Raw genomic sequence first — 22,310 nt, 5'->3', positions numbered from 1 at the left:
AAGGGGCGCCGCCGCGGGCTCGCGGCCTGCCCCGCTCTTCCGGATGATCTGGATCATGGCCCTTGTCATGCCGATATTCCATGAAACGTGTTGTGTGGTAGGGGGGCTCGGGCCTGGACCGGAACGGTGCCGGGCAGCGGTTCACAGGAGCGGTCACCATGCAGTCTGGTCATGCACACCCGATGAAGCCCGTGCGGCGCGCCCTGGCGACGGTGGCGCTGTGCGGGCTGGCCGCGGTCGGTCTCGCGGGCTGCGCCAACCCCCAGGCGGATCAGGCTCTCTATGCCCAGCAGGCCTTCGTCGGCATGCCGGTGCAGACCCTTCTCGCCTGCGCCGGCGTGCCGGAGGGCAGGGCCACGGTCGACAATGTCGACTACTTCACCTATTCCAGCGAGCGCATCACCACCCGGCCGGGGACGATGCACGGCTACAGCGCCTGGAATCCCTGGTACGGCTGGGGGCCCTACTGGGGCTATGGACCGGGCTGGGGCTGGAACGACTATCCCGAGATCGAGAGCCGGAGCTGCAAGGCCACCTTCACCCTGAAGAACGGCGTCGTGACCCAGGTGGTCTATGGCGGCGCCTCCTCCGGGTCGATGCGGCTGGGCCAGTGCTACCAGATCGTCGAGAACTGCCTGTCGCTGATCCCGCGCCAGACCGCACAGCAGAGCCTGCGCTGATCCGTTCCCCTTCCTGTGCAGGGCGCGCCCCGGTGGCGCGCCCTTTTTCTTCGTGCCGAGGGCGTTCACGGCACGACAGGGTTCCTGGAATTCCAGAGAAAAAGCTACGGGGATACGGTTCCACCGGGACCGCTGGCCTGTAACAGGTAAGTCCGCATCCCGCCCGCCCCAGGAAAAATCCCGTCCCCACCCCCTACCACCATCGCTTCCTTTCCGGCAGGACTGACGCGGCAGCGTCACAAAGCGCTTGCGCGTGCGCCGCAGCATAGCGTTCCCTGATTGCAACAGAGCACACCCGCCGCCGGAACAGGCCGGGAAACCCCCAGACCAGGGGACGACCAACGCGGTCCCAGGAGGCCGCGACCCAGAAGCGGGGCGAGACGCCCCCGGAAAAGGACGACGATCCGGAAGACAGGGACCGTCCCGAACGGCGGCGGTCCGGAACAGGGAAGGAAGGGGACGGCCCATGCATGTGTCCGCGATCCTGAGGACCAAGGGTTCCGCCATCATCACGACGCGCCCGACCGAAACGGTCGGCAGCGTCGTCCGCCTGCTGACGGTCAACCGCATCGGCGCCGTGCTGGCCATCGACGATGACGGGGCCATCGCCGGCATCATCTCCGAACGCGACATCGTGCGCGGCCTGGGCGAGCACGGGACTGCCGTCCTGGACCGGAAGGTATCGGACCTGATGACCCGGAAGGTCGTCGGCTGCGCCCCGTCCGACACGGTCGCCAGCGTCATGACCAAGATGACCGCCGGCCGCTTCCGCCATCTGCCGGTGATGGAAGGCGGCCGCCTGGTCGGCTTCATCAGCATCGGCGACGTGGTCAAGCACCGGCTGGAGGAGACCACCCAGGAGGTCGAGAGCCTGCGCCAGTACGTGGCCGGCAACATCTGACCCAGGGAGGACGCATGCTGATGATGCGCCCCGCGCCCGGCGCGCCGCAGGGACCGCCGCCGGCGTTTCCGCCCCTCTCCGCGGAGCTGGCCGGCAGGCTGCCGGCAACGCTGCCCGCGCCCCTGACCAGCGCCCTGCCGGCGGAAGCCGCCGGCGTGTCGGAGCGCTTCAAGTTCATGGTCTGCGTGGACGACAGCCCGCAGTCCCGCGCCGCCTTGCGCTTCGCCGCCCTGCGCGCCGCCAATGTCGGCGGGCTGCTGGCCCTGCTGCACGTCACGGAACCGGCGGAATTCCGCGAGTGGATGAGCATCGCCCAGGCGATGGAACAGGAGCGCCGGGACGAAGCCGAACGGCTGCTGCACCGGATGGCGGCGGAGGTGCATGGTCTGACGGGGCTGCTGCCGGAAGTGCAGATCCGCAGCGGTACCCTGGGGGCCGAGATCCTGGCCGCGATCCGGGAGGACGGCGATATCCATGCCCTGGTCGTCGGGGCCGCTCCGCCGTCCGTGCGCAAGGGGCAACTGATCTCCTGGCTGGCCGGGCAGTTGGCGGGAACGCTGGAGATTCCGCTGGTGGTCGTGCCGGGCAACCTGACGGACACGCAGATCGACCGGCTGGCCTGATCCCGCCGGCGCGGATGCCGGTCCGGGGGCCGGCAGCAGGGAATGGGAGCAGGGGACGGGAGCGGGAATGGGGCCGGAGCAAGGCGGACGATCCGTCCCGTCCCCTCTGAAATCTCACGCCTCCCTGGCGCAGGCGTCGCTTGCCGGGTCGGTCGCGTCTCCTATAGTGCGGGCATCGCTCCGTCGTCCGCGGACCCGCCCCCGCCATGGGTACTCTCGTCCCGATCCTGCTCGCCGTTTCCGGCCTGCTGGCCCTGGTCAGCCTGTTGCCGCCGCTCGCGCGGCGGCTGCGCCTGCCTTACACGGTGCTGCTGGCGGCGGTCGGCGTGGCGCTGGGGCTGAGCCGGCTGTGGATCACCGGCAGCACGGCCGACGAGCTGGGGCCGGCGGGAGACTTCCTGACCGCGCTGTCGGACCTGGAGCTCTCCTCCTCGGCCTTCCTCTACATCTTCCTGCCGGTGCTGCTGTTCGAGACGGCGCTGTCGGTGGATGTGCGGCGCCTGCTGGACGATCTCTGGCCGGTGATGATCCTGGCCGTGGTGGCGGTGGTGCTCTGCACCGTCATCGCCGGGCTGGGCATGGCCGGAGCCTGGTGGGTCTGGAAAGGCACCCTGGGCACCCATGCCATCATCGTCTGCCTGACCCTGGCCGCCATCGTCGCCACGACGGACCCGGCGGCGGTGGTCGGGATCTTCCGCGACCTGGGCGCGCCGCGGCGGCTGTCGATCCTGGTCGAGGGCGAGAGCCTGTTCAACGACGCCGCGGCGATCGCCCTGTTCACCCTGCTGCTGGGAATGCTGACGGCGCGCGGACCGGCCGGCAGCATGGCCGAAGCCGACTGGGCGGGAGCCGCGCTCAGCTTTCTCGTGAAGTTCTTCGGCGGCATCGCCGTCGGTGTGCTGATGGGCTGGCTGGTCGGGATCATCGTGACGCCGCTGCGCAACCTGCCGCAGAGCGAGATCAGCCTGACCGTCAGCCTTGCCTATCTGGCCTTCATCGTCGCGGAACGCTACCTGGAGGTTTCCGGCGTCGTGGCCGTGGTGACGGCCGGACTGGTCATCGCCTCGGAGGGGCGCACCCGGATCAGCCCGGAGAGCTGGGAGGGGCTGCGCAATGTCTGGGGCCAGTTGGGATTCTGGGCCAACTCCCTGATCTTCCTGCTGGCCTCCATGCTGATCCCGCCGACGCTGATGGAGGCGCAGTGGGGTCACATGCTGCTGCTGGCGGCCCTGGTCGTCTGCGCGCTGCTGGCCCGCGCCCTGGTGATCTACGGCATGCTGCCGGGCCTGACCGCCATCGGCGCCGCCGACCGGATCAGCGGCCCCTACAAGGCGGTGATGCTGTGGGGCGGGCTGCGCGGGGCCGTGTCGCTGGCCCTGGCGCTGGCGGTGACGGAGAACCGCCGGGTGCCCGAGCCGACGCAGGAGATGGTGGCCGTCGTCGCCACCGGCTTCGTGCTGTTCACCCTGTTCGTGCAGGGCACCACCCTGCGCCCGCTGATCCGGCTGGTCGGGCTGAACCGGCTGTCGCCGGTGGAGGAGGCCCTGCGCAACCGCGCGCTGGGCCTGTCGCTGGGCCGGGTCCGCCAGGACGTGGAGACGATCGCCCGCGACTTCCACATGAACCCGGCCCCGGCCGTGGCCCCGCTGCTGGAGCGCGGGGCGGAGCTGGCGCAGGAGCAGATCGACCTGGACGAGCGGCACGGCGGCCTGTCGCTGGACGACCGAGTCTATATCGGTCTCAGCACGCTGGCCCGGCGCGAGGAGGAGCTGTACCTGACCCTGTTCCGTGACGGCGTGATCTCACGCCGGACGGTGCAGTCGCTGGTCGCCAACGCCGGCCGGCTCCAGGACGGGGTCAAGGCCGCCCGGCGCGAGGGGTACGAGGGGGCGGCCCGCAAGGAGGTGAAGCTCTCCCGCGGGCTGCGCCGGGCGCTCTGGGTGCAGCGGCGGCTGGGGGCCGACCGCTATCTGGCGCTGAAGCTGTCGGAACGCTTCGCGCAGCTCGTCGTCGTCCGCATCGTGGTGGAGGGGCTCAAGCGCTTCACCGACGAGTTGCTGGCCCCCATGCTGGGCCGCGATGCCGCCACGACCCTGACGGAGGTGCTGAAGACCCGGCAGGCCGCCATACAGGAGGCGCTGGACGCCCTGCGCCTGCAATACCCGGCCTATGTCGAGGAGGTCCAGGTCCGCTACCTGACCCGCGCCGCCCTGCGCGTGGAGGAACGGACCATGCGCCGGCTGTTCGACGAGGCGATCATCAGCCGGGAGATCCTGGCCGACCTGGAGCGCGACCTGCGCCGACGGCGGGCCCAGGTGGAGGAACCGCCGCGGCTGGACCTGGGCCTGTCCACGACCGAGCTGATCGGCCGCGTCCCGCTGTTCGCCGGGCTGGCGCCCGACCGGCTGGGCCGGATCGAGCGGCTGCTGCGACCCAGCCTCGCCATGCCCGGCGAGGTGCTGGTGCGCCGCGGGGAGCGCGGCGACAGCATGTACTTCATCTCCTCCGGCGCCGTGGCGGTGACGCTGCCGGGGCTGGCCCAGCCGGTGCGGCTGGGGTCGGGCGACTTCTTCGGCGAACTGGCGCTGCTGGACGACCGGCCGCGCAACGCCGACGTGGTGGCGCTGGCCTACTGCCGGCTGCTGGTGCTGGACCGGCGCGACTTCCACAGCCTGCTGGACGAGGACGCCGACCTGCGCGGCCATGTCGAGGAGATCGCTGCCGCCCGCCGGATGCCGGCGGCGGGTTGAGCCTCAGGCGGCGGGCAGCCGGATGCGGATGCCGAAGCCGCCCTCCGGCCGGTTCTCCGCGTCCACCCGGCCGCCCACCGCCTCCACGTTGCGGCGGACGATCCAGAGGCCGATGCCGTAGTGGGGCATGCCGTCCGGCCGTGCGCCGGCCGGCTCCGCCAGAGCCGTGCCGGAAGCGCCGGGGCGCTGGCTGAAGTAGCGCTCGAAGATCCTCTCCATGTTGGCCGGATCGACGCCCGGCCCCTCATCGTCCACGGACAGCAGGATGCGCGCCCCCTCCCGCTTGCAGACGACGCGGATGCTCCCGCCGGCGGGCGAGAAGCTGAGGGCGTTGTCCACCACGTTCTCGATCACCGTCTCCAGCAGCTCCTCCCCCGCCCGCACGACGAGGCCGCCCTCGATCCGCGGCAGCAGCGTCACGCCCCGTTCCTCCAGCAGGTTGCGGTAGCCGAGCAGGACCCGCTCCAGCAGCGCGGACAGGTCCACGCGCTGACGCGGCGGTTCCAGCAGGTCGGCCGCCGTCTCGTCCATACGGCGGGCGAAGGAGACCAGCCCGTCCAGCCGCTCGACCGATCCCTCGATCATGTCGATGGCCCGGCGGCCGCGGACATCCTCGGGCGGGATGAGGCGCTTGAGCGGCTCCACGGCCTGACGGATCACGGCGATCGGCGTCTTGAAGGCATGGGCGTTGTCCTCCGCCGCGCGGCGCAGATTGACCGCGGAGCTGTGCAGGGTCGCCACCAGCCGGTCGAAATCCTCGGCCACCGGCTCCAGTTCGGGCACGGTGTTCTGGTCGGAGAAGCTGCTGGCCGGCCCGCGGTGCATGACGATGTCGCGCGCCAGCTCGCCGAAGCGGCGCAGGTTGCGCCAGACCTCCAGCAGCAGCACCAGCACCAGCGCCGCCATGGCGATGTAGACCAGGGCCGCGGCCTGTACCTCCGGCGTCCGCCAGTAGGGCTGGCCCATGCCGAGCCCGAGATAGGCGGCGGCGGCGTGGGAGGTGACCACGGCCCAGCAACCCATCTCCGTCTTGATCGGGGTGATGGAGGTCAGCAGTTCCACCCCGCCCTTCTCCGTCGGCACCGGGATGGCGAGCGCCTGGTCGCCGGCACAGGAGGCGGCCAGCCGGACCAGCACGCCCTGCTCGATCAGCCGCTCGCGCTCCAGGTCCAGCATGGCCGTCGGCACCGCCGGGGCCGAGGCGACATAGTAGAACCCGCGGCCGGTGCCGCCGCCCGGCGCATTGGGCCGCAGCAGCACGCGCACGCGGGTGTTCTCGTCGGCGAAGCGGGTCAGGGTCTGGCCCAGCCCGGCCAGCGACGGACCGTCCAGCCCGGCCAGCAGCGGTTCGACCGCGCGGGCGATGAGCTGGCCCTGCTGCTGTGCGCTGCGCAGCAGCAGGAGCTGTTTCTCCGCATCGGCGTTGCGGAACTGCTCGTAGATCAGCAGCGGCACCGCCAGGAAGACGACCGAAACCAGCACCAGCCGGCCGGCGAGCGAGCGCAGCAGCCAGCGGCCGACGCCGCGCCAGCCCCTGCCGGATCGGCTCATGCGCGGTCCCGGCCACCGGTGCCGCCGACATACTCGGCCGGGTGCCGGTCGGACCAGCGGTAACCGAAGCCGGGATAGTTCTCGATCTCGTCGAACCCGGCATCGACGGCGCGGAACTTGTGCCGGATACGCTTGATGAAGGCGCGGACATTGGCCCGGTAGCCGGCCGGGCCGTAGCCGGCGACGAAGTCCTTGCCATGCACCAGGTCGTAGAGGTCGCGGTAGGACACGTCCTCGCCGGCGCGGGTGGACATCAGCTTGACGATGTTGAACTCGGTCAGCGTCAGATCGATGCGGCTGCCCGCCCAGAAGGCGCGGGCCACCTCCAGCTTCAGCTCCAGCGGCCCGCGCCGGAACATCTGGCCGGCGGCGCTGGCGTCCGCGGCGGCGGACAGGGCCCCCGGCCCCTCCTCCCCCATCGGCTTGCGGCCCTGGATGATGAGCTGCATCCGCTTCAGCAGGATCGGCAGCGAGCGCGACTTCTCCACGAAGTCCACCGCACCGCCGGTCAGCGCCGTCTCCTCATAGATCTGATCGGACAGCACCGTGAGGAAGATCACCGGGATGTCGATGCTGCGGGCGCGGAGCTGGCGCAGGGTCTCGATCCCGTCCATCCGGGGCATGCGCCAGTCCAGCAGGATCAGGTCGGCGGTGCCGCCCCCCGCGAAATAGTCGAGCGCGGTGTGGCCGCGGTCGAACGGCACGACCTCGAACCCCTCGTCCGTGAGGTTCATGCCCAGGGATTCCCGGAACAGGTCGTCGTCGTCCACCAGGGCGACGCGGGCGATGGGGGCCGGCATGCGGTCAGGGGTGCCAGGCCTGGGCGACGAGTTCGGCAAAGCATTGCTGAGCGACATTGGGCTGGTCGTCCGTACTGGTCAGTTCATAGGAAAGGGTTCGGAAGTCGCGCGTCGTCATCTCCATGAAGAAGAACACGCGCAGGACGCACCGGTCGTTGGCGTAACGCCAGGTCTTGGCCGGCGGGATCTCCTCGGTCCAGGAGGGCTGCCCCAGAAGGCGCATCGTCTCCTGTTCGGTCAGGCCCACCAGGGTCTTCGGATCGAAGGACGCCTCCTGGAGGTGCGGCGGGGCTGCCGGCGGGCCCGGCAGGGCCGTCACGCCGGCAAGCTGCGCCACCGGCACCGGCGGTTTCGGCCGGGGCACGGGCGAGGTTGGAACCCGGGCGGGCGGTGCCGGGGGCGGCTCCGGAACCGTCAGCGCCACCGGGGGCGGCGCCGGGGGGCGGGCGCCGGGGTCGGCACAGCTCACCAGCAGCACCGCCGCTGCGAGCAGGCAGACGGCCCCGGTCAGCAGCCCGTCCGCGCCCCGGCCCGGAGCCAGGCGGGACGGACCGGGGCCGGCGGCAACGCCGGAACCGGCCCCGAGGACCCGCCCGATCGCCACCGTTCCGCTGAGGCCAGCCGCATGCGTCACTGGAGGGACTCCCCCGCTGAAGGATACCGGTCCGCCGTCCCGTCCTGACACCGGAGACCCGGCACAGGCCGGTCACCCGCCTGACCGACGGGGATCATACCCCATCAGGTAAGAGGAGCGTGACAGGAAGGCGCCCGCTTTGCAGTCTTTCTAGGGCCAAAATTGGCCTGGATGATGAACCGAGGATTAAGAAAACCGGCCACTACCCCTTCTTAGCCCCCGAACAGTTGGGTTGCCGCGCAACCGGAGTATGAAATCCGGTCACCGCCCCTGTATTTCGGAGTATGGGCAGAGCCGCATAGATAGAAAGATTTTGTATCTTCTTTGCGGGTTGTTTGCCGGGCGTCATTTGCCGGGCGTCAGGGGATGGCCGTATCCAGCGCGGGTTGCGGGATCTGCCGGCATGCCGGTGAAACGGCGAGGGCGGGAAGTGGAGCCACTTCCCGCCCTCACGCCGTTCAGGCTTCAGCCGGATGGGCTGGGATCGCTTTCAACCGCACATGGGCGGGGACCCTGCCGCTCTAAATCCAGCCGCGTTTCCGACGGTCTTGCGACCCGCCGGGTGGTGGCCTCAGGAAACCTCCGCTCCCCTCGGCACAGGCACAGCGTGCGCCCCGGAACCCCGGGGGTCAACCCGCACCGGCGCCGTGATGCACCGCAGCGGTCATCCGCCCGGGGCATGCCTCCCGAGCCGGGTCCCCGGCTCCGGAACGAAACCCCGGACATCCTGTTGTCGGGGCGATCCGTCGGCCGTCGGGGACCGTGCGGCGCCATCCGGCGCCTGTCCGGCGCGAGCCCGGCGGCCGACCACCGGAACGAGGAGGCCTGAAGATGGCGATGGGCGAAAGGACCGGCTCGACGCCCCAGGGCGGGTCGCAGGAGACGACCGACCGGACCCGCAGCGGGCAGACGGCCGCGGGCAAGGGGTCCGCTGGCAACGGGTCCGACATGAAGGGCGGAGCGACGGCGGGGGGCATGGCCCACGAGCTGTCGGAACGGGCCCGGGAGACGGGCGAACGGCTGACAGAGACAGCCCGAGCCAAGGTGCGCGGCCAGTACGAACGGCAGCAGACCTTCGCCGCCGATCAGATCAAGGGTATTGCCTCCGCCCTGCGGCAGACGGAGCAGCAGCTCCACGAGCAGGATCAGGGGTTCCCGGCCCGTTATGTCGGCATGGCCGCCGAGCGGATCGAGGATCTGGCCGAGCAGGTGAACCGGTACGGCTTCGAGGATCTGCTGTCGCGGACGGAGACCTTCGCCCGCCGCCAGCCGGAGATGTTCATCGGCGGTGCCATGCTGGCCGGGGTGGCGCTGGGCCGGTTCCTGCGCGCCTCGGGCGAGCGGCGCCGGGCGCGGATGTCCGGCCAGGGCTCGTCCCATGCCGGGGTGTCCTACGGCGCCGGCTCGGGTGGCTCGGGTGGATGGTCCGGTTCCAGCGGCCAGGGCGGCCTGCGGGGCCGCGCCTACAATCCCACCGCCGGCGATGACGTGGGCAACTACGGCGCCGGCGGCGGCATGGACGAGAGGACGCGCACCCTGCGCACCCGGTCGTCGCGCGCCGACGAGTATGCACACTATCCGGCCGCCGACGGCCTGCGCGGACGTAATGTCGAAAGCCCGGTCGGAGCGACCGCGCCCATGGACGCGGGCGCCGGCGGCCAGGGCACGGCTCCGGGCGGCACGGGTGCGGGCGGGCTGGGCGATACCGGCAGCAGCCGCGTCGGCACCGGCGCGTCGGAGACGACCGGCGGCACCGCGACGGCCAGTTCCGGCCGGGCGACGCCCTCCGGCGCGGGGACCGGCAGTTCCGCCAACCCGACCGGCACCGGTGGAAAGCGGGAAGCTGCCCAGAACGGACAGTCCTCGCAGAAGCCGACCACCTCGCAGGGGAGCAGCAAGCCATGAGCACGGAAAGCGCACACGGCGAGTCCGGAGCGCACGGGTTCGATCCTGCCGGCCGACCCGACGCGGGGCGCGATGAGCGTCCCCTGACCGCCCTGCTGACCGATCTGGCGCAGGAGACGGGCGATCTGGTCCGCAAGGAAGTGGAACTGGCCCGCGCCGAACTGGCTGAGAAGGCGACCCAGGCCACCCGCGGCGCCGTCAGTCTGGCGGTGGGCGGGGCGGTCTGCTTCCTCGGCCTGATCTTCCTGCTGCTGTCGGCGACACTGGCACTCGCCAACGTCGTACCGCCCTGGGCCGCGGCCCTGATCGTCGGCGGCGCCGTGCTGCTGATCGGTGGGATCATGGTGCTGTCCGGCCGCAGCAGGCTGTCGGCCGACAACCTGCAACCGCGGCGGACGGTGGAGACGCTGAAGGAGGACGGGCGCTGGGCCAAGGCCCAGATCGGCCGCTGACGGCCGCACCGGCCAAGGGAGGAGCGAGATGAGCTATGATTACCAGGGCGGTTACGCCCGGAGCTTCGGCGACAATGACCACAGACTGTACGGCCGCGACGACCACGGCTACGAGGCGCAGGCCCAGGGCGGGCTGCTCCAGGACAACACCGTGCCCCTTGCCCTGATCGGCATCGGGGTGGGCTGGATGCTGCTGTCCGGTGGCCTGCGGGCGACGGAGACGGGCCCTTACGGCCAGGGCGGGTCCGCCTTCGGTGGCGCCGGCCGCTGGGCCGGCGACCGCTCCCGCGGCATGCACGATCAGGACGGGGGCCGGATCGGCCAGGCCATGAGCAGCCTGCGCGAAGGCGCGGAGCATCTGCGCGAACGGGCCGGCGAGCGCTTCGAGCAGGCGCGGCACCGGGCCGAGGACGCGATGGGTCAGGCCCGCGACCGCTTCTCCGGCCGCTCAGGCCGGAACATCGACACGGGCACCGGCTACGACAGCATCGCCGACTATGATTCGCGCGACGAGGATCTGTACGGGGACGACCGCTACGGCCCCGGATCGAGTTATGCGAGCTACGGCGCCGGCCAGGGCGGCGACTTCCAGGGCGGCGACTCCTGGAGCCACCGCGCGAGCGGCCGCGCCCGCGGACTGATGCACGATGCCGGCCAGCGCGCCGGCTATGCCACCGAGTCCTTCTGGGACATGGTGGAGGAGCATCCGCTGGCCGCGGGACTGCTCAGCCTCGCCCTGGGGGCCGCGGTCGGGGCCACTCTGCCCTCCACCCGGACCGAGGATGAATGGCTGGGCCGCTACCGCGACAGCCTTGCCGACGATCTCTGGCAGCGCGGCGAGGGAACGGCCCGGGATGCGACGGACGTGGCCAGGCACGCGCTCCAGGCCGGTGTCGAGGCCGCCCGGGAGACCGCGGAGCGCGAAGCGGACGAGCGCGGCCTGACCGGCAGCCGGGCCGACGATACGACCCGGAGCAAAGATACGAGCCGGAGCAAAGAGGACGCCGGCAGCCGCTGACGGCCCCCTCCCCCGCATCGCTCCCGACCCATCGGGGCCCCGCCGGCAACGTCGGACGGGGCCCTTTCCTTGTCGGGGGATCGCGCTATCTTCGCGTCCGTCCGGGCGGGCGTCCCGCCCCCTCCGGGTGCAGGGCTCCCGCCGCGGGGATGCATGGGGGACCGGGCCCGGGACCTTGACTTCCGGTCCATATGGTCGCACTTAATGTGTACCAGTTTGGTCCGATTTCCGGAGCGCCCTTCCCGGGGCCTGCGGGAGCGGACCCGCCGGAACGGGAGGGCGGATGCTCAGGCTCAGCAAGCTGACGGATTACGCCGTGGTGGTTCTGACCGCCATGGCGCGCAGCGACGCGCCGGTGCATACCGCCGCCTCGGTGGCCGAGCGCACGGGCCTGCCGGTGCCGACGGTGCAGAAGCTGCTCAAGCAGCTTGCCCGCGGCGGCATCCTGGCCTCCCAGCGCGGGGCCGCGGGCGGCTACGCCCTGCTGCGCGATTCCGGGGAGGTCAACGTGGCGGAGATCATCGAGGCCATCGACGGCCCGATCGCGCTGACCGACTGCGTGGACGGGGCGGAGGGCGCCTGCGGGGTGCAGTCGCTCTGCCCCCGCCGAGGAAGCTGGGACAAGGTGAACGAAGCCGTGCGCCGCGCGCTCGAAGGGGTGACGCTGGCCGACATGGCACTACCGTCCATACCGGACTTCGGCATCGCCCCCACCCTGTCCAAGGATCCCCGGTCCGAGGACAAGGTGCGGCGCGCGGCACTGGCCGGCTGACGGAAACGAAGGGGTTCGGAGGAGAGACATGGCGGCCACGGATCAGACCCTGGACCAGGTGCGTAACCTGACCGAGACGAAGTACAAGTACGGCTTCTTCACCGACATCGAATCGGAGATGGCGCCGAAGGGGCTGAACGAGGACATCATCCGGTTCATCTCCGCCAAGAAGCAGGAGCCCGAGTGGCTGCTGGAATGGCGGCTGAAGGCGTACCGGCACTGGCTGACCATGACGGAGCCGGACTGGGCGATGCTGAAGTATCCGCCCATCGACTTCCAGGACTCCTACTACTACGCCGCGCCGAAGGTGACGGAGAAGCCGAAGTCCCTGGACGAGGTCGATCCCGAGCTGCTGCGCACCTACGAGAAGCTGGGCATCCCCCTGCGCGAGCAGGAGATCCTGGCCGGCGTGGAGGGCGCGGGCGACATCCCGGCCGTGGCCGTGGATGCCGTGTTCGACAGCGTCTCCGTCGCCACGACCTTCAAGAAGAAGCTGGAGGAGAAGGGCATCATCTTCTGCTCCATCTCCGAGGCGGTCCGGACCCACCCCGAACTGGTGCGCCAGTATCTGGGCTCGGTCGTGCCTTATTCGGACAATTTCTACGCCACGCTGAACAGCGCCGTCTTCACCGACGGCAGCTTCGTCTACATCCCGAAGGGCGTGCGCTGCCCGATGGAGCTGTCCACCTACTTCCGCATCAATGCGAAGAACACCGGCCAGTTCGAGCGCACCCTGATCATCGCGGACGCTGGCAGCTATGTCAGCTACCTGGAGGGCTGCACGGCGCCGCAGCGCGACGAGAACCAGCTCCACGCCGCGGTGGTCGAGCTGATCGCGCTGGACGACGCCCAGATCAAGTACAGCACCGTGCAGAACTGGTATCCGGGCGACGAGAACGGCAAGGGCGGCATCTACAACTTCGTCACCAAGCGCGGCGCCTGCCGCGGCCGCAACTCGAAAATCTCCTGGACGCAGGTGGAGACCGGATCGGCCATCACCTGGAAGTATCCGAGCTGCATCCTCCAGGGCGACAATTCGGTGGGCGAGTTCTATTCGGTCGCCATCACCAACAACATGCAGCAGGCCGACACCGGCACGAAGATGATCCACATCGGGAAGAACACCCGCTCGACGATCGTCTCCAAGGGCATCTCCGCCGGCCGCGCGCAGAACACCTACCGCGGTCTGGTGAAGATCCTGCCGAAGGCGGACGGGGCGCGGAACTACACCCAGTGCGACAGCCTGCTGATCGGCGACCGCTGCGGCGCCCATACGGTGCCCTACATCGAGAACCGCAACCGCAGCGCCCGCGTCGAGCATGAGGCGACCACCGCCAAGATCAGCGAGGACCAGCTTTTCTACTGCCGCTCCCGCGGGCTGGCGGAGGAGGACGCGGTCGGCCTGATCGTCAACGGCTTCTGCAAGGAGGTCCTGAAGGAGCTGCCGATGGAGTTCGCGGTGGAGGCCCAGAAGCTCGTCGCCATCAGCCTGGAAGGGAGCGTGGGCTGACCCGCCCGCCCCTTCCAACAAACCCATGAGGCCCGGCGTCGGTCCGGGCAACCGTCGAAGAAACGCTGCGGCCACCGGGCCGCGATCGGGGACCAGAGAAATGCCGCTGCTCGAAATCAAGAACCTGCACGCCACCGTGGACGGCAAGCCGATCCTCAAGGGCATCGACCTGACGATCGAGCCGGGCACCGTGCATGCCATCATGGGTCCCAACGGGTCGGGCAAGAGCACGCTCTCCTACGTGCTGGCTGGCCGCGAGGGCTATGAGGTGACCGAGGGCAGCGTGCTGCTGGATGGCGAGGACCTGCTGGCGAAGGAGGCGGAGGAACGCGCCGCCGCCGGCGTCTTCCTGGCCTTCCAGTACCCGGTGGAGATCCCCGGCGTCAGCAACACCACCTTCCTGAAGGAGGCGCTGAACGCCCTGCGCAAGTCGAAGGGCGAGAAGGAACTGGACGCCATGCAGTTCCTGAAGCTGATCCGGCAGAAGGCCGGCGCGCTGAACATGACGGACGAGATGATCCGGCGCGCCGTCAATGTCGGCTTCTCCGGCGGCGAGAAGAAGCGCAACGAGGTGCTTCAGATGGCGGTGCTGGAGCCGAAGCTGGCCATCCTGGACGAGACCGACAGCGGCCTGGACATCGACGCGCTGAAGATCGTCGCCGATGGCGTGAACAGCCTGCGCCGGCCCGACCGCTCCATGCTGGTCATCACCCACTACCAGCGCCTGTTGGACTACATCGTGCCGGACGTCGTGCATGTGCTGGCCCATGGCCGCATCCAGAAGACCGGCGGCAAGGAGCTGGCGCTGGAGCTGGAGCAGAAGGGCTATGCCGAGTTCGGCGTGAACGAGGCGGCCTGAGGACGCACCCGCCATGGCATCCGAAACCCCCGCCATCCAGAGCTACGTTGACCAGTTCAAGGCGCACGCGGCGACGCTTCCCGGTGCCGGCCTGCCCTGGCTGGACGAGCTGCGCGCCGCCGGCCTGGACCGCTTCGTCAAGACCGGCTTCCCCACCCCGCGGCAGGAATCCTGGAAGTTCACCAGCCTGCGCCCGCTGGAGCGGCAGAGCTTCGGCCTTGCCCCGGCGCTGACCGCCCCCGTCCCGGCCGCGTCCATCCCGACCGTGGCGCCGGGCGGCGGCAGCCACCGCATGGTCTTCCTGGGCGGCCGCTACCGGCCCGACCTGTCCGACACCGGCGGCCTGCCCCCCGGCGCCACGCTGGAGAGCCTGGGCGAGGCGCTGGTCCGCTCGCCCGACGGCGTGGCGGAGCATCTGGGCCGCACCGCGACCCTGGACGCGCACCCGCTGCTGGCGCTCAACCTCGCCTTCCTGACGGACGGCGTCGTGCTGCGGCTGGCCCGCGGCACGGTGGTGCCGCGTCCGGTGGAGCTGGTCTTCCTGAGCAATGACGACGGCCTGCCCGCCGCCTGGCACCCGCGCATCCTGGTCCTGGCCGAGGAGAACGCCGAGGCGACCCTCATCGAGCACCATGTCGGGCTGGGCAGCGCCGCCTGTTTCAGCAATGTCGTGGCGGAGATCGTGCTGGGCGCCGGCGCCCGGCTGCACCATTACAAGATCCAGCGGGAGAGCCTGTCCGCCATCCATCTGGCGACGACCACGGCCCATGTCGGCCGCGACGCCACCTACGACACCTTCATCCTGAACCTGGGGGCGGCGCTCTCCCGGCACGAGGGGCGCAGCGTGCTGGAGGGCACCGGCACCACCTGCCGCATCAGCGGCGCCTATGCCGTGCGCGGCACGCAGCACACCGACATCACCACCCTGATCGACCATGCCAAGCCGCGCGGCACCAGCCGCGAGGTGGTCAAGGGCGTGATCGACGGACAGGCCCGCGCCGTCTTCCAGGGCAAGATCATCGTCCGGCCGGACGCGCAGAAGACCGACGGCTACCAGTTGAACCGGGCCCTGCTGCTGTCCGACCAGGCGGAGATCGACAGCAAGCCGGAGCTGGAGATCTACGCCGACGACGTGAAGTGCAGCCACGGCGCCACCGCCGGCGAGCTGGACGACGCGCAGCTCTTCTACCTGCGCTCCCGCGGCCTGCCGCTGGAGCGCGCCCGCGCCCTGCTGATCGCCGCCTTCCTGGACGAGGCGCTGGAGGAGATCCCGGTGGAGGCGGTACGCGAGCACTTCAAGGCCGCCATCCACGGCTGGCTGGGGGAACGCTGACACCATGACGAGTGCCGCCGCCCATCATCGCACCACGGCCCCGCCCGCCCACGACCACAACGCGCCCTACGATGTGGCGCGGGTGCGGCAGGATTTCCCGATCCTGACCCGCCGCATCCACGAGAAGCCGGGCCGGCCGGGCAAGCCGCTGGTCTATCTGGACAACGCCGCCTCGGCCCAGAAGCCGCGCGCCGTGATCGAGGCGATGACCCGCTTCCTGGAGGAGGACTATGCCAACGTCCACCGCGGCGTCCATTTCCTCTCACAGCGGGCGACGGACCTCTACGAGGCGACGCGGGACCGGCTGGCCCGCTTCCTGAACGCGCCCTCGCGGGAGACCATCGTCTTCACCCGCAACGCCACGGAAGCCTTCAATCTGGTGGCCCAGAGCTGGGGCCGCGCCCACCTGAAGGCGGGCGACGTGGTGGTCCTGTCGGAGATGGAGCACCACGCCAACATCGTGCCCTGGCAGTTGCTCCAGGTGCAGACCGGCATCGCGCTGAAGGTCGTGCCCGTGCTGGACGACGGCAGCCTGGACCTGGACGCGCTGGAGGGCCTCCTGCGCGATCCGGCGGTCCGGCTGCTCGCCGTCACCCATGCCAGCAACGTGCTGGGCACCGTCAACCCGGCCCGCCAGATCGCCCGCATGGCGCATGAGCGGGGCGTGCCGGTGCTGTTCGACGGCAGCCAGGCGGCCGTCCACATGCCGGTGGACGTGCAGGCCATCGACGCCGACTTCTACGTCATGACCGGCCACAAGCTGTATGGCCCGACCGGCATCGGCGCCCTCTACGCCAAGCCGGAGCTGCTGGCGGCCATGCCGCCCTGGCAGGGCGGCGGCGACATGATCAGCGCCGTCAGCTTCGCCGGCACCAGCTTCCGCGAGCCGCCCTACCGTTTCGAGGCCGGCACCCCGCCGATCATCGAGGGGGTGGGACTGGGCGCCGCCATCGACTATGTGACGGCGCTGGGCATGGACGCCATCCTGGCGCACGAGCAGCGCCTGCTGGCCCACGCCATGGACCGGCTGTCGGGGATCGAGGGGTTGCGCGTCGTCGGCACCGCCCCCGGCAAGGCGGCCATCATCAGCTTCACCATCGACGGCATCCATCCGCACGATATCGGCACGCTGCTGGACCGGGCCGGCGTGGCGGTGCGGGTCGGCCAGCACTGCGCCGAGCCGCTGATGGACCGGTTCGGGGTGGGCGCCACGGCCCGCGCCTCCTTCGGGCTCTACAACACCGAGGCCGAGGCGGAGGCGCTGGCCGACGCGGTGCGGGCCTGCAAGGAGTTCTTCGGCTGATGTTCGACGATCTGCGCGATCTGTACCAGGAAGTGATCCTCGACCACGGCCGGCATCCCCGCAACTTCGGCCGGCCGGCCGCCTTCAACCGCACCGCGCGGGGCGACAACCCGATGTGCGGCGACAAGATCACCGTCTATCTGACGGTCAGCGACGACGGCGTCATCACGGACGCGGGCTTCGACGGGCGCGGCTGCGCCATCAGCCAGGCCAGCGCCAGCCTGATGACGGAGATCCTGAAGGGCAAACCGGTGGCGGAGGCCGAGGCGCTGTTCGGCCGCTTCCATGACATGTGCACCAAGGACGAGGACCAGTGGGGCACGCACGGCCCCGTGGACGAAGAGGCCCTGGACAAGTTGCAGGTGCTGTCGGGGGTGCGCGAATTCCCCATGCGGGTGAAGTGCGCGACCCTGGCCTGGCACACGATGCACGCGGCCCTTCAGGGCGACGGCAAGGCATCCAGCGAGAGCGCGGGTTTCTGAGAAGAAGGAAGGGATGGGACGATGATGAATTCCATGCGGCCGATCGCGCCCGGCCTGTCCATGGGCGACCCGGTGGAGATCCCGCCGGAGGAGCGGCTGCCGCCCGACGCGCCGCTGTACGACCGCGTCGTGGAGGCGCTGCGCACCGTCTACGACCCGGAAATCCCGGTTAACATCTACGAGATGGGCCTCGTCTACAAATGCGAGGTGGACGCCGACGGCGACGTCCGCATCGAGATGACCCTCACCGCCCCCGGCTGCCCCGTGGCGGAGGAGATGCCGGGCACGGTGGAGCGCGCCGTGGAGGCGGTGGCGGGCGTGCGCTCCGTGAGCGTGGACATCGTCTGGGAGCCGTCCTGGCACCCCGGGATGATGAGCGACGAGGCCCGGGTGGCCCTGGACATGTTCTGATCGTCAGGCGGACAGGAGGACGCAGGCCATGAGCACGACCCTGAAGGAACGCCCCAAGGCGCTGACGCTGACGGACGCGGCCGCCGAGCGCGTGCGGCTGCTGATGGCGCGCAGCAGCGAGCCGATCCTGGGCCTGCGCGTCGGCGTGAAGGCGCGCGGCTGCTCCGGCATGAGCTATTTCGTCGAATACGCCAAGGACCGGAAGAAGTTCGAGGAGGTGGTGGAGGACAAGGGCGTCACCATCCTGATCGACCCCGCCGCCACCATGTTCCTGCTCGGCTCCGAGATGGACTATGTGGAGGACCGCTTCCAGTCGGGCTTCACCTTCCGCAACCCCAACGAAAAGGCCCGCTGCGGCTGCGGGGAGAGCTTCACGGTGTGAGGCCCGCCGGACGATCCCCACGCCACCGGCCTCGTTGCGATGACGCCGATACTGCCGTACCGTAGAAGGCCAGACGGCGGTCCGGCCGATCGCTTGGGAGCGCTCCCCCCTTTCCGCTGGAGGCTCAGCGGTGCGCCTTCACGGCCGAGATAGAATGCATCGTTGGGCTGACCAGATGGCAAAGCGAGAGGGCAACAATACCAAGCGTCGGATTGCGGCACGGGGAACTGTGCCACCGACGGAGCTTGCCCGTGTTCTGGGGCAGGTTCGGTATGGTGGCAGTGCGCTGCATAAGAAACGCCCTGGCGATTACGGGTTCATTCCGCCCGTCAACCCACGACCCAGCAAAAGCATGTGCGATGATATCCGGCACGTGCTGAAGTCGGAGGCTCAAAGCCTTCTGACTAAAGGCATCGAGCACGGCATGGTCAGTAATTTTCCAGCGGGTGGTCTGCCAAAATATGTCTGGGCTGTGGATAGCGACCAGGAGCCGTATGAGGCGAAACTGGGCGAGGATGGGCAAACATATCACGGTTACCGCCTGAACAAGGCCAATGAGTCGATCATGCGCGACTATGTCCTGGCTGAATGGCGGCAACGCACATGACCCAGATTAGAATCCATCTGGCACCTGAGCACCTGACAGAAGGCACGCCGGAAGAGAAGGCAGCCTTTGGTCTGGTCACTTTCCTCGCCGATGGCCGTTCCCTGACGCAGGGCTATGATACTTTTATAGACGGACCGCGTGAGGGGCCGCTTGTCTCCGGCTATCATCTGGCGGAATGGCTGGCGTGGAACTGGTGGCGGTTGAAGTGCGAGCCGCGTCCCCCATCGCCGCCCGGCCATTCCTGGCAGTTTGCACACGCCCTCAACACGATCGGCGAAGGTTATGTCTGGCCCAATCTGACGATCCATTCCGACGGGTTCCGCGCCGTTCTGGAATCCCGGCGGTCGGTGAACGACCACACTGTTTTCCGCTATTTCGGGGCAATGCCGGTTCTGGCTCAATGGTCCGATGTTGAAGCCGCGATTGACCATTTTGTCGGTGTGGTCCTCTCGCGCCTGGACGGTGCCACGGTCAGAGCCAGCAATCTGCACACGGTCTGGGAGGAACTACGCGTTGAACGGGCGAACCCCGAACTGGCGCGGTATCGGGCGTTGGAGGCCAAGCTGGGTTATGATCCCGGCGAGGCGGACGAAGCGATCCTGAATGCCCGCCTTGCCGAAGCCCGTACCTTGGGGGATGAGGCGATGGGCGAGTTGGCCAGTCTGGCCGCCATGGGAGCACCCGATGCGGCACAATTGATGACGGCCGATGAACTGCGGGCGTTAGCGCGGCAGAAGGGGCAGTCCATGAATGCAAGGGACGGCGTGTCATTGGCACCCGCCGGTAGCCTGCCCTGGGGTACTTGCCCGGCCCATGAGATCGGTGTCGAACTGGCCCATTGGGTGCGGGCACAGACCGATGCCGGTGATGGACAGATCGGGGATCGGGAGCTGGTGGCGCTGGCTGGCGCGCAGCTATCCATCTTGACACCGGAACGGACACGGGGGCCGCTTTCCTTTGGCCTTCTGGATGAAGGCGGCATGGCCACCGCAATCCTCAGCGGTACCCGCACGGAAAACCGGCGGTTTGAGCTGGCGCGCCTGATCGGCGACCGCATCATGCGGCATGAAGGCAGCCTGTTTCCGGTCACGGACGCGCGTACCTACCGGCAAAAGGCGCAACGCGCCTTTGCGGCGGAACTGCTGGCCCCCATCGCCGCGGTCAAGGGCATGGCCGGCGGTGATTTCTCCGAGGATCGGCAGGAAGAAATCGCCGAGCATTTCCGCGTGTCCCCCATGGTCATTAACCGGTTGCTGAAGAATAACCGCGTGATCGACCGTGATCCCTTTGATTATCTTGACGTTGCCTGATGACCATCCCCCGCAAGAAGCTGATTGAAGTGTCCATCCCGCTGGAGGCGATTAACGCCGCGCCGGCGCGGGAGAAGTCGATACGGCATGTGACGTGCTCCCCAGCGTGTGTCCGGTCAGAACTGGAATCCTCTGTTTTCATGCTCCGTGGTTGATGGGATCGCAACTGGGCCGCTCCCCCCTCATCCCCAACAAAAAACCCGCGGGAGGGCTTCTCCCGCGGGTTCTCGTCGTCCGGCAGGGGCGCCGGCGTCAGCCGGCGGCCTTGCCCTGGGCTTCCAGTTCGTCCAGCAGCGCCTTGCGGGAGAGCTTGCCGATCATGGTCTTGGGCAGTTCCTCGCGGAATTCCACCTGCTTCGGCATCTCGATGGGGCTGAGCTTGTCCTTGAGGAACGCCTTCAGCTCCTCCGGCGTCATCTTCTGCCCCTCGCCCAGGCGGATATAGGCCTTCACGGTCTGGCCGCGGTAGGGGTCGGGCACGCCCAGGACGATGCACTCGTGCACCGCCGGGTGCAGATAGATCGCCTCCTCCACGTTGCGCGGATAGACGTTGTAGCCGCCGGCCAGGATCATGTCCTTGATGCGGTCCACGATGTAGGTGTAGCCGCGCTCGTCCATGTAGCCGACATCGCCGGTGTGCAGGCGGCCGTCGACGATGGTGTTCGCCGTCTCATCCGGGCGCTTCCAGTAGCCCTTCATCACCTGCGGGCCGCGGATGCAGACCTCGCCCCGCTCGCCAAGGGCCACGGGCCGGGAGCGGTCCTCCAGGCTCATGATCTCGATGATGGTGCCGGGCAGCGGCATGCCGATGGAGCCGGGGACGCTGGCGTCGGGCGGGTTGATGGTGGCGACGGGCGAGCTTTCGGAGAGGCCGTAGCCCTCCACCAGCTTGCAGCCCGCGATCTCCTCGAACTTCGCCTTCACCTCCACGGGCAGCGGCGCGCCGCCGGAGTTGCACAGCTTGATCGAGGAGAGGTCGTACTTCTCGCGGTGCTTGTGGTTGTTGATCGCCGTGTAGATCGTCGGCACCGCGGGGAACAGGGTGGGCTTCTTCCTGTCGATCGTCTCCAGCACCTGGTCCAGATCGAAGCGCGGCAGCAGGATGATCTCCCCCCCCTTGTAGATGGTGAGGTTCATCACGCAGGTCATGGCGAAGACATGGAACAGCGGCAGCACGCCCAGCATGCGCTCCGCCCCGTCCACGGCCTCCGGGAACCACAGCGCCGCCTGCACCGTGTTGGCGTAGATGTTGGCGTGCGTCAGCATCGCCCCCTTCGGCACGCCGGTGGTGCCGCCGGTGTACTGGAGGACGGCCACGTCCTCCACCGGGTCGATGGCGACGGGGGTGAAGCGCCCGTCGTTGGCCGTCAGCGCGCGGAAGCGGACATGGTGCGCATCGTGCGGGATCAGGGCCAGATCCTGGCGGCGGACGACGGGGAACAGCCAGTTCTTCGGGAACGGCAGGACATCCGCCATGGGGCAGACGACGATCGTCTCCAGCCGCGTCTCCACCAGCATGCGCGCCAGCTTGGTGTAGGTCGCCTTGACGTCCAGCGTCACCATGATGGTGGTTTCGCTGTCGTCGATCTGCTTGGCGATCTCGCGCTCGGCATAGAGCGGGTTGAAGTTGACGACCGTGCCCCCGGCCTTCAGCACGCCGAAATAGGCGATCACGAAATAGGGGGTGTTGGGCAGGAACAGGCCGACGCTGCGGCCCTTGCGCACGCCCAGGCCCTGGAGCCCCTTGGCGAAGCGGTCGACCAGCGCGGAAACCTGACGGTAGGTGTAGCGCTTGCCCAGGAATTCGAGGAAGGGCTTGTCGCCGAAGCGGGCGACGGCGGTGTCGAACAGCTCGATCAGCGACCGCTTGGGGATGTCGGCATGCCAGTCGACCCCCTGGGGATAGTGGCGTTCCCACACATGTTCGGTCTGCTGCACGCTGGCGGCCGCGTCGGCCATCTTGGTCACTCCCGCTCCCGGAACTGCCGCTTCCTTCAGGACGGCGGCTTGGTTCCTATATCTGCAAG

General features: G+C 69.1%; 21 protein-coding genes. 17 read left to right on the top strand and 4 right to left on the bottom strand.

Translation table 11 applies throughout. The annotated features are described in order from the left end of the window. The first annotated feature begins 158 nt into the window (after nt 1-158). From ACFQPS_RS14405 to ACFQPS_RS14390, 4 genes are all read left to right on the top strand, one after another. A complete protein-coding gene (locus ACFQPS_RS14405) occupies nt 159-680 on the top strand; it encodes a hypothetical protein (RefSeq protein ID WP_377359916.1) in 522 nt (173 codons plus the stop codon). A 466-nt stretch (nt 681-1,146) separates the two neighbouring features. After that, entirely contained in the window at nt 1,147-1,581 is a 435-nt protein-coding gene (locus ACFQPS_RS14400) for a CBS domain-containing protein (protein WP_377359915.1), read from the top strand. 14 nt (nt 1,582-1,595) lie between these two features. Next, nucleotides 1,596-2,204 (top strand): universal stress protein, encoded by a 609-nt coding sequence (locus ACFQPS_RS14395; RefSeq protein WP_377359914.1) that lies wholly within the window; start codon nt 1,596-1,598, stop codon nt 2,202-2,204. A 206-nt stretch (nt 2,205-2,410) separates the two neighbouring features. Beyond that, a complete protein-coding gene (locus tag ACFQPS_RS14390) occupies nt 2,411-4,954 on the top strand; it encodes a cation:proton antiporter (RefSeq protein ID WP_377359913.1) in 2,544 nt (847 codons plus the stop codon). Between the two features lie 3 nt (nt 4,955-4,957). Here the strand turns inward: ACFQPS_RS14390 and ACFQPS_RS14385 are convergent, their stop codons facing one another. From ACFQPS_RS14385 to ACFQPS_RS14375, 3 genes are read right to left on the bottom strand one after another with little or no spacing between them, the layout of a single operon-like run. After that, nucleotides 4,958-6,505, bottom strand: a complete 1,548-nt coding sequence (locus tag ACFQPS_RS14385) for a sensor histidine kinase (RefSeq protein WP_377359912.1) — start codon at nt 6,503-6,505, stop codon at nt 4,958-4,960. After that, nucleotides 6,502-7,305 (bottom strand): response regulator transcription factor, encoded by an 804-nt coding sequence (locus tag ACFQPS_RS14380; RefSeq protein WP_377359911.1) that lies wholly within the window; start codon nt 7,303-7,305, stop codon nt 6,502-6,504. Before ACFQPS_RS14380 ends, ACFQPS_RS14385 begins: the two co-directional genes overlap by 4 nt. 4 nt (nt 7,306-7,309) lie before the next feature. Further along, nucleotides 7,310-7,939, bottom strand: coding sequence for a hypothetical protein (locus tag ACFQPS_RS14375; protein ID WP_377359910.1), 630 nt, complete (start codon nt 7,937-7,939; stop codon nt 7,310-7,312). 831 nt (nt 7,940-8,770) lie between these two features. On the opposite strand from ACFQPS_RS14375, the gene ACFQPS_RS14370 reads away from it, so the two are divergent. From ACFQPS_RS14370 to ACFQPS_RS14310, 13 genes are all read left to right on the top strand, one after another. Beyond that, nucleotides 8,771-9,844: a hypothetical protein gene (locus tag ACFQPS_RS14370; protein ID WP_377359909.1), complete on the top strand. Its 1,074-nt coding sequence runs from the start codon at nt 8,771-8,773 to the stop codon at nt 9,842-9,844. Then, a complete protein-coding gene (locus ACFQPS_RS14365) occupies nt 9,841-10,296 on the top strand; it encodes a phage holin family protein (protein ID WP_377359908.1) in 456 nt (151 codons plus the stop codon). The genes ACFQPS_RS14370 and ACFQPS_RS14365 overlap by 4 nt, the downstream gene beginning before the upstream one ends. A 28-nt stretch (nt 10,297-10,324) precedes the next feature. Continuing rightward, the gene (locus tag ACFQPS_RS14360; protein WP_377359907.1) at nt 10,325-11,314 is read left to right on the top strand and encodes a hypothetical protein; all 990 of its coding nucleotides are present in this window, start codon (nt 10,325-10,327) and stop codon (nt 11,312-11,314) included. Between the two features lie 283 nt (nt 11,315-11,597). Further along, the gene (locus ACFQPS_RS14355) at nt 11,598-12,086 is read left to right on the top strand and encodes an SUF system Fe-S cluster assembly regulator (RefSeq protein WP_377359906.1); all 489 of its coding nucleotides are present in this window, start codon (nt 11,598-11,600) and stop codon (nt 12,084-12,086) included. A 28-nt stretch (nt 12,087-12,114) separates the two neighbouring features. Next, nucleotides 12,115-13,596 (top strand): Fe-S cluster assembly protein SufB, encoded by a 1,482-nt coding sequence (gene sufB / locus ACFQPS_RS14350; protein ID WP_377359905.1) that lies wholly within the window; start codon nt 12,115-12,117, stop codon nt 13,594-13,596. 100 nt (nt 13,597-13,696) lie between these two features. Then, nucleotides 13,697-14,455 (top strand): Fe-S cluster assembly ATPase SufC, encoded by a 759-nt coding sequence (gene sufC, locus ACFQPS_RS14345; protein ID WP_417715207.1) that lies wholly within the window; start codon nt 13,697-13,699, stop codon nt 14,453-14,455. Between the two features lie 13 nt (nt 14,456-14,468). Continuing rightward, complete coding sequence (sufD, locus tag ACFQPS_RS14340) at nt 14,469-15,788, top strand: Fe-S cluster assembly protein SufD (protein WP_377359904.1); 1,320 nt, start codon at nt 14,469-14,471, stop codon at nt 15,786-15,788. 4 nt (nt 15,789-15,792) lie between these two features. Continuing rightward, on the top strand, nt 15,793-17,091 hold the full coding sequence (locus ACFQPS_RS14335) for a cysteine desulfurase (RefSeq protein WP_377359903.1): 1,299 nt from the start codon (nt 15,793-15,795) through the stop codon (nt 17,089-17,091). After that, nucleotides 17,091-17,573, top strand: a complete 483-nt coding sequence (gene sufU, locus ACFQPS_RS14330) for a Fe-S cluster assembly sulfur transfer protein SufU (protein WP_377359902.1) — start codon at nt 17,091-17,093, stop codon at nt 17,571-17,573. Before ACFQPS_RS14335 ends, sufU begins: the two co-directional genes overlap by 1 nt. Before the next feature lie 21 nt (nt 17,574-17,594). Further along, nucleotides 17,595-17,984 carry an SUF system Fe-S cluster assembly protein gene (locus ACFQPS_RS14325; RefSeq protein WP_377359901.1) on the top strand — a complete coding sequence of 130 codons (390 nt, stop codon included), beginning with the start codon at nt 17,595-17,597 and terminating at the stop codon, nt 17,982-17,984. A gap of 28 nt (nt 17,985-18,012) precedes the next feature. Further along, the gene (locus ACFQPS_RS14320; protein ID WP_012565716.1) at nt 18,013-18,366 is read left to right on the top strand and encodes a HesB/IscA family protein; all 354 of its coding nucleotides are present in this window, start codon (nt 18,013-18,015) and stop codon (nt 18,364-18,366) included. Nucleotides 18,367-18,541: 175 nt separating this feature from the next. Further along, nucleotides 18,542-18,973, top strand: a complete 432-nt coding sequence (locus tag ACFQPS_RS14315) for a hypothetical protein (RefSeq protein ID WP_377359900.1) — start codon at nt 18,542-18,544, stop codon at nt 18,971-18,973. Next, nucleotides 18,970-20,283: an ImmA/IrrE family metallo-endopeptidase gene (locus ACFQPS_RS14310; RefSeq protein WP_377359899.1), complete on the top strand. Its 1,314-nt coding sequence runs from the start codon at nt 18,970-18,972 to the stop codon at nt 20,281-20,283. Before ACFQPS_RS14315 ends, ACFQPS_RS14310 begins: the two co-directional genes overlap by 4 nt. Before the next feature lie 252 nt (nt 20,284-20,535). Here the strand turns inward: ACFQPS_RS14310 and ACFQPS_RS14305 are convergent, their stop codons facing one another. Next, a complete protein-coding gene (locus ACFQPS_RS14305) occupies nt 20,536-22,242 on the bottom strand; it encodes a long-chain-fatty-acid--CoA ligase (RefSeq protein WP_377359898.1) in 1,707 nt (568 codons plus the stop codon). Nucleotides 22,243-22,310: the final 68 nt, after the last annotated feature.

Source organism: Rhodocista pekingensis (assembly GCF_042665545.1).
Classification (GTDB): domain Bacteria; phylum Pseudomonadota; class Alphaproteobacteria; order Azospirillales; family Azospirillaceae; genus Rhodocista; species Rhodocista pekingensis.
This window is presented reverse-complemented; position numbering and strand designations above follow the sequence as displayed.

Bases quoted from the DNA above. Each gene is read 5' to 3' on its own strand.
- ACFQPS_RS14305 (WP_377359898.1), bottom strand. From the start codon at position 22,242: ATGGCCGACGCGGCCGCCAGCGTGCAGCAGACCGAACATGTGTGGGAA.
- ACFQPS_RS14355 (WP_377359906.1), top strand. From the start codon at position 11,598: ATGCTCAGGCTCAGCAAGCTGACGGATTACGCCGTGGTGGTTCTGACC.
- sufU (WP_377359902.1), top strand. From the start codon at position 17,091: ATGTTCGACGATCTGCGCGATCTGTACCAGGAAGTGATCCTCGACCAC.
- ACFQPS_RS14325 (WP_377359901.1), top strand. From the start codon at position 17,595: ATGATGAATTCCATGCGGCCGATCGCGCCCGGCCTGTCCATGGGCGAC.
- ACFQPS_RS14310 (WP_377359899.1), top strand. From the start codon at position 18,970: ATGACCCAGATTAGAATCCATCTGGCACCTGAGCACCTGACAGAAGGC.
- ACFQPS_RS14400 (WP_377359915.1), top strand. From the start codon at position 1,147: ATGCATGTGTCCGCGATCCTGAGGACCAAGGGTTCCGCCATCATCACG.
- sufB (WP_377359905.1), top strand. From the start codon at position 12,115: ATGGCGGCCACGGATCAGACCCTGGACCAGGTGCGTAACCTGACCGAG.
- ACFQPS_RS14360 (WP_377359907.1), top strand. From the start codon at position 10,325: ATGAGCTATGATTACCAGGGCGGTTACGCCCGGAGCTTCGGCGACAAT.
- ACFQPS_RS14405 (WP_377359916.1), top strand. From the start codon at position 159: ATGCAGTCTGGTCATGCACACCCGATGAAGCCCGTGCGGCGCGCCCTG.
- ACFQPS_RS14390 (WP_377359913.1), top strand. From the start codon at position 2,411: ATGGGTACTCTCGTCCCGATCCTGCTCGCCGTTTCCGGCCTGCTGGCC.
- sufD (WP_377359904.1), top strand. From the start codon at position 14,469: ATGGCATCCGAAACCCCCGCCATCCAGAGCTACGTTGACCAGTTCAAG.
- ACFQPS_RS14335 (WP_377359903.1), top strand. From the start codon at position 15,793: ATGACGAGTGCCGCCGCCCATCATCGCACCACGGCCCCGCCCGCCCAC.
- sufC (WP_417715207.1), top strand. From the start codon at position 13,697: ATGCCGCTGCTCGAAATCAAGAACCTGCACGCCACCGTGGACGGCAAG.
- ACFQPS_RS14370 (WP_377359909.1), top strand. From the start codon at position 8,771: ATGGCGATGGGCGAAAGGACCGGCTCGACGCCCCAGGGCGGGTCGCAG.
- ACFQPS_RS14395 (WP_377359914.1), top strand. From the start codon at position 1,596: ATGCTGATGATGCGCCCCGCGCCCGGCGCGCCGCAGGGACCGCCGCCG.
- ACFQPS_RS14385 (WP_377359912.1), bottom strand. From the start codon at position 6,505: ATGAGCCGATCCGGCAGGGGCTGGCGCGGCGTCGGCCGCTGGCTGCTG.
- ACFQPS_RS14380 (WP_377359911.1), bottom strand. From the start codon at position 7,305: ATGCCGGCCCCCATCGCCCGCGTCGCCCTGGTGGACGACGACGACCTG.
- ACFQPS_RS14315 (WP_377359900.1), top strand. From the start codon at position 18,542: ATGGCAAAGCGAGAGGGCAACAATACCAAGCGTCGGATTGCGGCACGG.
- ACFQPS_RS14365 (WP_377359908.1), top strand. From the start codon at position 9,841: ATGAGCACGGAAAGCGCACACGGCGAGTCCGGAGCGCACGGGTTCGAT.
- ACFQPS_RS14320 (WP_012565716.1), top strand. From the start codon at position 18,013: ATGAGCACGACCCTGAAGGAACGCCCCAAGGCGCTGACGCTGACGGAC.